Annotated in this window: 8 protein-coding genes; all 8 read right to left on the bottom strand. The window is 64.1% G+C overall.

The window, feature by feature from the left end:
* Window positions 1-897: phosphoribosylamine--glycine ligase (purD, locus tag QVE23_RS09765; RefSeq protein WP_287968087.1), on the bottom strand; the 897-nt coding region annotated here is incomplete at its 3' end.
* 184 nt (window positions 898-1,081) lie between these two features.
* The gene (locus tag QVE23_RS09760; RefSeq protein ID WP_267288279.1) at window positions 1,082-2,260 is read right to left on the bottom strand and encodes a phosphoribosylaminoimidazolecarboxamide formyltransferase; all 1,179 of its coding nucleotides are present in this window, start codon (window positions 2,258-2,260) and stop codon (window positions 1,082-1,084) included.
* Window positions 2,257-2,973, bottom strand: coding sequence for an IMP cyclohydrolase (locus QVE23_RS09755; RefSeq protein WP_025544891.1), 717 nt, complete (start codon window positions 2,971-2,973; stop codon window positions 2,257-2,259). The genes QVE23_RS09760 and QVE23_RS09755 overlap by 4 nt, the downstream gene beginning before the upstream one ends.
* Window positions 2,970-3,590, bottom strand: coding sequence for a phosphoribosylglycinamide formyltransferase (gene purN, locus QVE23_RS09750; protein WP_021749350.1), 621 nt, complete (start codon window positions 3,588-3,590; stop codon window positions 2,970-2,972). Before purN ends, QVE23_RS09755 begins: the two co-directional genes overlap by 4 nt.
* Window positions 3,584-4,618 carry a phosphoribosylformylglycinamidine cyclo-ligase gene (purM, locus tag QVE23_RS09745; RefSeq protein ID WP_021749349.1) on the bottom strand — a complete coding sequence of 345 codons (1,035 nt, stop codon included), beginning with the start codon at window positions 4,616-4,618 and terminating at the stop codon, window positions 3,584-3,586. Before purM ends, purN begins: the two co-directional genes overlap by 7 nt.
* A 1-nt stretch (window position 4,619) precedes the next feature.
* Window positions 4,620-6,083, bottom strand: a complete 1,464-nt coding sequence (gene purF / locus QVE23_RS09740) for an amidophosphoribosyltransferase (protein WP_119311884.1) — start codon at window positions 6,081-6,083, stop codon at window positions 4,620-4,622.
* Complete coding sequence (gene purC / locus QVE23_RS09735; RefSeq protein ID WP_025544893.1) at window positions 6,073-6,792, bottom strand: phosphoribosylaminoimidazolesuccinocarboxamide synthase; 720 nt, start codon at window positions 6,790-6,792, stop codon at window positions 6,073-6,075. The genes purF and purC overlap by 11 nt, the downstream gene beginning before the upstream one ends.
* Window positions 6,793-6,988: 196 nt before the next feature.
* On the bottom strand, window positions 6,989-7,423 hold a 435-nt coding region (gene purE / locus QVE23_RS09730), incomplete at its 5' end, for a 5-(carboxyamino)imidazole ribonucleotide mutase (protein ID WP_287968083.1).

Raw genomic sequence — 7,423 nt, 5'->3', positions numbered from 1 at the left:
GGGCAGCACCACCTGGGTCTCCGGGTCCCCGAAGCGGCAGTTGTACTCGATGACCTTGGGCCCGTCCGGGGTCAGCATCAAACCGAAGTACAGGCAGCCCTTGAAGGGGCAGCTTTCCGCCCGCATGGCGGCCAGAGTGGGCAGGAAGATGGTGTCCATGCACACCCGGGCGATGTCCTCGGTGTAGCAGGGATTGGGAGCCACGGTGCCCATGCCGCCGGTGTTGGGGCCAGTATCTCCGTCCCCCGCCCGCTTGTGGTCCATGGAGGACACCATAGGGGCAATGGCGGTGCCGTCGGTGAAAGCCAGAACGCTGACCTCCGGACCAGTCAAAAACTCCTCGATCACCACCCGGCTGCCGGAGTCCCCGAAGGCCCGGTCCTCCATCATGGTCCTGACGGCATCCTCTGCCTCTTCATAGGACCGGGAGATCAGCACGCCCTTGCCCAGGGCCAGACCGTCCGCCTTGATGACGATGGGGAAGGAGGCGGTTTTCAAATAGGCGAGCGCCGCAGCGGACGTATCGAACACCTCATATCGGGCAGTGGGAATGTGATATTTTTTCATCAGATCCTTGGCAAAGACCTTGCTGGACTCGATCCGGGCGGCTCTGGCGTCCGGCCCGAAGCAGGGGATGCCCGCGGCGTGGAGGGCGTCCACACACCCCAGAGCCAGAGGATCGTCCGGCGCCACCACCGCGAACCCCACGGCGTGGGAGACGGCGAAGTCCACAATAGCGCCGATGTCTGTGGCGCTGATCTGCGGCACACAAACGGCGTCAGCGGCGATGCCGCCGTTGCCCGGCAGGGCGTAAATCGTCTCCACCACCGGATTTTCTTTCAGTTTTTTGATGATGGCGTGCTCCCGGCCGCCGCCGCCTACTACGAGAAGATCCATCGAATCGTCCTCCTTGCTTCGTGTATAAAACAGTGTGAAGAGAGACCGGGGAAAACCGGACAGGCTTTCCCGGTTGATTTGCCATCGCAAATCAGAAAAGGAAACTTCATTGCCCCTATCCGGGCCCAGACTCGGCAGACCCGGCGGCAGGATGCCGGACAGGCCCGCTTCTCTTCAAAGACGCTCAGTGGTGGAACAGCCGCATCCCTGTAAACGCCATCACCATGCCGTATTTGTTGGCTGTTTCAATGACATGGTCATCCCGGATGGAACCGCCGGGCTCAACGATGTACTGGACGCCGGATTTTCTCGCCCGCTCCACATTATCGCCGAAGGGGAAGAAGGCGTCGGAGCCGCATGTGACGCCGGTGAGGGCTGCGATCCAGGCTTTTTTCTCCTCCGCCGTCAGGGGATCGGGGCGCACAGCGAAGGTCTTCTGCCAGATGCCCTCCGCCAGCACGTCCTCATACTCGTCGGAGAGATATACATCGATGGCGTTATCCCGGTCCGGGCGGCGAATGTTCTCCACGAATTGCAGGCCCAGCACCTTGGGATGGTGGCGGAGCCACCAGGTGTCCGCCTTGGTGCCCGCCAGGCGGGTGCAGTGGATGCGGCTCTGCTGGCCCGCTCCCACGCCGATGGCCTGTCCGTCCTTCACGTAGCAGACGGAGTTGGACTGGGTGTATTTCAGGGTGATGAGGGCCACGATCATGTCCCGCTTGGCCGCTTCCGGCAGGTCCTTGTTCTCCGTGACAAGGTTGGTGAGGAGCGCCTCATTGATCTCAAAGTTGTTCCGCCCCTGTTGGAAGGTGACGCCGAACGCGTCCTTGTACTCCTGGGGGGCGGGGACGTAGTCCGGGTCGATCTGCACGACGTTGTAATTGCCCTTCTTCTTGGTTTTCAATATCTCCAGGGCTTCGTCGGTGTAGCCGGGGGCGATGATGCCGTCGGACACCTCATATTTCAGATACCGGGCAGTGGCGGCGTCGCACACATCGGAGAGGGCCGCCCAGTCCCCGTAGGAGCACAGCCGGTCCGCACCCCGGGCCCGGATGTAGGCACAGGCGATGGGGGAGAGGTCTGCGCCCTCCTCCACAAAGTACATCTGCCGCTCCACATCCCTGAGGGGGTTGCCCACGGCGGCCCCGGCGGGGGACACGTGCTTGAAGGACGCGGCGGCGGGCAGGCCGGTGGCTTCTTTCAGTTCCCGCACCAGCTGCCAGGCGTTCAGCGCGTCCAGAAAGTTGATGTAGCCCGGCTTGCCGTTCAGCACCGTGAGGGGCAGGTCGGACCCGTCCCGCATGAAGATGCGGGCGGGCTTCTGGTTGGGATTGCAGCCGTATTTCAGTTCCAGTTCGTTCATGCCTGGGTCTCCTTTCCGGAATACTTGTTGACGATGCGCTGCTGGAAGTCCCGGGTCTCCAGGTCTGTGAAGCGGACGAAGAGGGAGATCCTGTTGGCCTCGTCCAGAGCGTCCCAAACGGCGCTGGCGAGGCTGTCAATGTCCCCTTCCACGGCCACCTGCTCCGGCTCTCCGGCAAAGGAGGGCAGGGGATCGCCGTCTCCGGCGTAGGTGTGGAGGAAGTGGCCGGTCCCCGGCTGGCCGGGATACTCGAAGGTCTGCCGCAGGCAGCGTCTGCCGGTCCCGTCGGCGGCTTTCAGGATGGACAGCTTGTAACTGCCGTTGGGCCCCAGCAGCCCGGAAATCCGCGGGGTCCAGTTGGGACCGTCCGGCTCGAATTCCCGCGTGCGGAGGGCCTGCTCCATGGGAAGGCCCTGCTTTAAAAACTCCAGGATGGTGTCCGTCTGGTCCCCGTTGGTGACGATGAGTCCCCGGCCCATCTGCCGTACCGGGTGGTAGATGATGAGGCTGGGGTCCTCCATCCTGGCGGGGTCCGCCGCCTGGGTACGGATGCCGTCCGGCTCCTCCGCGAAGACGCGGTTGCGGCTGTTGGCGCTGCGGCCCATGATGAAATAGACGGCTACGGACGACTTGCCGTCCGGCGTCATGCCCAGCACGATCCCACGGCCGGGATAGGGATTGCCCCGCAGCAGGGCACATAAATCCTGTTTCACAGATGCTCCTCCTTTTCCGTGGCGATGTGGGCGGCCAGCTGTTCTGCGGCCTGGGGCAGCAGCACCCACTCCGCCTGTTCCATGACCCGGCGCTGCAAGGTTTCCGGCGTGTCGCCGGGCAGGATGTCCACCGCTTTCTGCAGCAGGATGCGCCCCCCGTCCGGGATCTCGTTCACCAGATGGACGGTAGCGCCGGTGACCCTGACGCCACGGCGGAGGGCTGCCTCATGGACCTTCAGCCCGTAATACCCCTTCCCACAGAAGGCGGGGATCAGGGAGGGATGGACGTTGACGATCCGGTCCGGCCAGCGACGGACGAAGTCCGCGGACAGGATGGACAGGAACCCGGCCAGCACGACCAGATCCACCCGGTACTGCGTCAGCGCCTCCATCAGCGCCGCCTCAAACGGCTCCTGCCCCAGCTGCTTCCGGGACAGGGGAATGGCAGGCACGCCGCGGCGCTTTGCCCGCTCCAGAGCGTAGGCTTCGGGATTGCTGGAGAGGACCAGCACGATCTCCCCGTGGGGCAGGGCGCCTGCTTCCTGAGCGTTCAGCAGCGCCTCCAGGTTGGTGCCGCCGCCGGAGACCAGCACAGCGATACGGGCCTTGTTCAGCATAGGATCACCCGTTCCTCTCCGGAGATCACCTCACCTATCACATAGCCGGGGCAGCCGTGCTGGGCCAGGGCGGAGAGGGCCTGGTCCGCCGTGTCCCGGGAGACGATCACCGCCATGCCGACCCCCATGTTGAAGGTGTTGAACATGTCCCGCTCCGGGATGTGGCCGGTCTCCCGGAGCATTTTGAAGATGGGTGGCGTCCGGACGGCAGCCTTCTCAATTTTCACCGTCATCCCATCCGGCAGGCACCGGGGGATGTTCTCATAAAAGCCCCCGCCGGTGATGTGGCTGATGCCGTGGACCTCTGCCGCGTCGATGGCGGCCAGCACCGGCTTCACATAGATGCGGGTGGGGGTCAGCAGGGCCTCGCCCAGGCTCTCCCCCAGATCTTCACAGTAGACCGTCAGATTGGCATGCTCCACGTGAAAGACCTTCCGCACCAGGGAGAATCCGTTGGAGTGGAGGCCGGAGGAGGGCAAGGCCAGCACCACGTCCCCGGAGCGGACCCGGTCCGGGTCGATGATATCGCCCTTGTCCACGATGCCCACGGAAAAGCCCGCCAGGTCGTAGTCCTCCGGCGCCATGATGCCGGGGTGCTCGGCGGTCTCGCCGCCGATGAGGGCGCAGCCCGCCTGGACGCAGCCCTCTGCCACGCCGGAGACAATGGCGGCCACCTTCTCCGGCACATTCTTGCCGATGGCGATGTAGTCCAGAAAGAACAGGGGCTTTGCCCCGCAGCAGATGATGTCGTTGACGCACATGGCCACGCAGTCCACGCCCACGGTGTCGTGCCGGTCCAGCAGCTGGGCGATGCGGATTTTGGTGCCCACCCCATCGGTGCCGGACACCAGCACCGGCTCACGTATGCCGGTCAGGTCCGGGGCGAACAACCCGCCAAAGCCCCCAATGCCGGACACTACCCCGGGGATCCTGGTCCGGGCCACGTGGGGGGCCATCAGCTTCACACCGGCGTAGCCTGCGGTGATGTCCACGCCGGACTTCCGGTAGCTCTCCGAATAACTCTCCATATCAGGTCCTCTCCCTCTCACTGATCTTGCACTCGAATCGGTCTTTGCCGCCGTCCTGGGGCACGGCGGTGGGGTAGCCCCCGCCGAAGCAGGCGGTGCAGAAGCCGCACTGGGTATTGTCCGCCAGCTTCACCACGTCCTGCAGGCTCAGATACCCCAGGGAATCCACACCGATGATCTTTGCGATCTCCTCCACCGAGTGGTTGTTGGCGATGAGCTTGCTGGGGTCATCGATGTCCGTGCCGTAGTAGCAGGCGGCCACAAAGGGCGGCGCGCTGACCCGCATGTGGATCTCCTTCGCCCCGGCTTTCCGCAGCAGGTCGATGGTCCGGCGGCAGGTGGTGCCCCGGACGATGGAGTCGTCGATCAGCACCACCCGCTTGCCCTCCACCACGGAGCGGATGGGGTTCAGCTTGATATTGACCTCGTTTTCCCGCATGGCCTGAGTGGGGGAGATGAAGGTGCGGCCGATGTACTTGTTCTTGATGAACCCCATGCCGTAGGGGATACCGCTCTGCCGGGCGTAGCCCAGGGCGGCGTCCAGGCCGGAGTCCGGCACGCCGATGACGATGTCCGCCTGGACCGGGTGCTCCAGGGCCAGGAAGGCCCCGGCCCGCTGCCGTGCCACGTGGACGCTGGACCCGTCGATGACGGAGTCCGGCCGGGCGAAGTAGATGAACTCGAACACGCAGAGCCGCTTGGGGGCCTTGCCGCAGTGGCGGGTGTCGGACTTGACGCCGGACTTGTCCGCCACCACGATCTCCCCGGGCAGGATGTCCCGCTCGAACCGGGCGCCGATGGCGTCCAGGGCGCAGGACTCGGAGGCGAACACCACGCCCCCGTCCCGCAGTCGGCCCATGCACAGCGGCCGGAAGCCGTGGGGGTCCCGGACGGCGATGAGCTTGGTGGGGGAGGAGATCACCAGGGAGTAGGCCCCCTCGATCCGGTCCATGGCGGCGGAGACCGCCTCCTCGATGGAGGGGGCGCGCAAACGCTCCTGGACGATGATGTAGGCGATGACCTCGGAGTCCGTGGTGGTCTGGAAGATGGAGCCCTGGCTCTCCAGCTCCTGGCGCAATGCGTGGGAGTTGGTGAGGTTGCCGTTGTGGGCCAGGGCCATGCGGCCCTTGTAGTGGTTCACCAGGATGGGCTGGACGTTCCGCTTGTTGTCGGACCCGGTGGTGCCGTAGCGCACGTGGCCTACGGCGATGGTGCCCGTGCCCAGGGAGCGGAGCCGCTCCGCCGGAAACACCTCGTTCACCAGCCCCACATCCCGGTACGCGGTGAACACGCCATCATCGTTCACCGCGATGCCGGCGCTCTCTTGGCCCCGGTGCTGGAGGGCGTACAGGGCGTAATAGGCCAGGGGGGCCACATCCGTCGTCTCCGGCGCGTACACGCCGAACACGCCGCACTCCTCTTGGATGTGGCGGGCCGGGAGCACGGCGCTCAGCTCAGTCGGCATCATGGGCAAGCAGTCTCTGCATGACCTCGGCATAGGCGCCCTCCACGCCGCCCAGGTCCCGGCGGAAGCGGTCCTTGTCCAGCTTCTCATGGGTCTTTTCGTCCCAGAGGCGGCAGGTGTCGGGGCTGATCTCGTCCGCCAGAACGATCGTGCCGTCGGTCAGTCTGCCGAACTCCAGCTTGAAGTCCACCAGCGTGACGCCGCACTCTGCCCAGAAGGCCTTGAGAATGTCGTTGACGGCAAAGGCGTACTTCTTGATGGTCTCGATCTCCTCCGCTGTGGCCAGCTTCAGCGCCAGGGCGTGATAGCTGTTCAGCAGGGGATCTCCCAGTTCGTCGTTCTTGTAGGAGAACTCGATGGTGGGAGCGTCGAATACGATGCCCTCCTCTACACCGTACCGCTTGGCGAAGGACCCGGCAGAGAGGTTGCGGATGATAACCTCCAGCGGCACGATGGAGACCTTCTTCACCAGGGTCTCCCGCTCACTCAGCTCCTGAACGAAGTGGGTGGGAATGCCGGCCTTTTCGATCCGCCGCATCAGATGGTTGGTCATCTGGTTGTTGATGACGCCCTTGCCCGCAATGGTGCCCTTCTTCAGGCCGTTGAAGGCGGTGGCGTCGTCCTTGTAGTCCACGATGTAAAGTTCCGGGTCGTCGGTGCGGAAGACCTTCTTGGCCTTTCCCTCATAGAGCTGTTCCAGCTTCTGCATGGTGCGTTCGTCCTTTCTTTCTGTTGAGAGATTAGATATTTGAATAGGCAATTGATAAACCATTAGAAAAACGGAAGGGAAAGAGAAAATAGAAATGAGAAATCAGAAATCCGGCCGCGGGATGGCGCGGATACGGAACTTTGAGCCGTCCGGTCAGGACGGACTCCAGACTTTCCGATTCCTCATTTCCGATTTCTCACGATTTCAGGAGTTCCTCCTGGAGCTTGGCGTCCTTCTCGGCGATCTGCTCCGCCATCTTCCGCCGTTCCGCTTCCAGGCGCCGGGTCAGGGCCTCGTCCTCCACCGCCAGGATCTGGGCGGCCAGCACAGCAGCATTTTTCGCGCCGTTCAGTGCTACCGTAGCCACCGGGATGCCGCCGGGCATCTGGACTGTGGCCAGCAGGGCATCCAGTCCATCCAGGACGCCCCCCTTCATGGGAATGCCGATGACAGGCAGGGTGGTGTTGGCGGCAAAGGCCCCCGCCAGATGGGCAGCCATGCCGGCGGCGCAGATGACCACGCCGAATCCCCGCTCCCGGGCGGACTTGGCGAACTCAGCCGCCTGGGTCGGCGTCCGGTGGGCGCTGAGGATATGGGCCTCAGAGGGGATGTCCAGGGCGTCCAGCTGGGT

Source organism: Oscillibacter sp. KLE 1728, from assembly GCF_934833455.1.
Taxonomy (GTDB): Bacteria; Bacillota; Clostridia; order Oscillospirales; family Oscillospiraceae; genus Oscillibacter; species Oscillibacter welbionis.
This window is presented reverse-complemented; position numbering and strand designations above follow the sequence as displayed.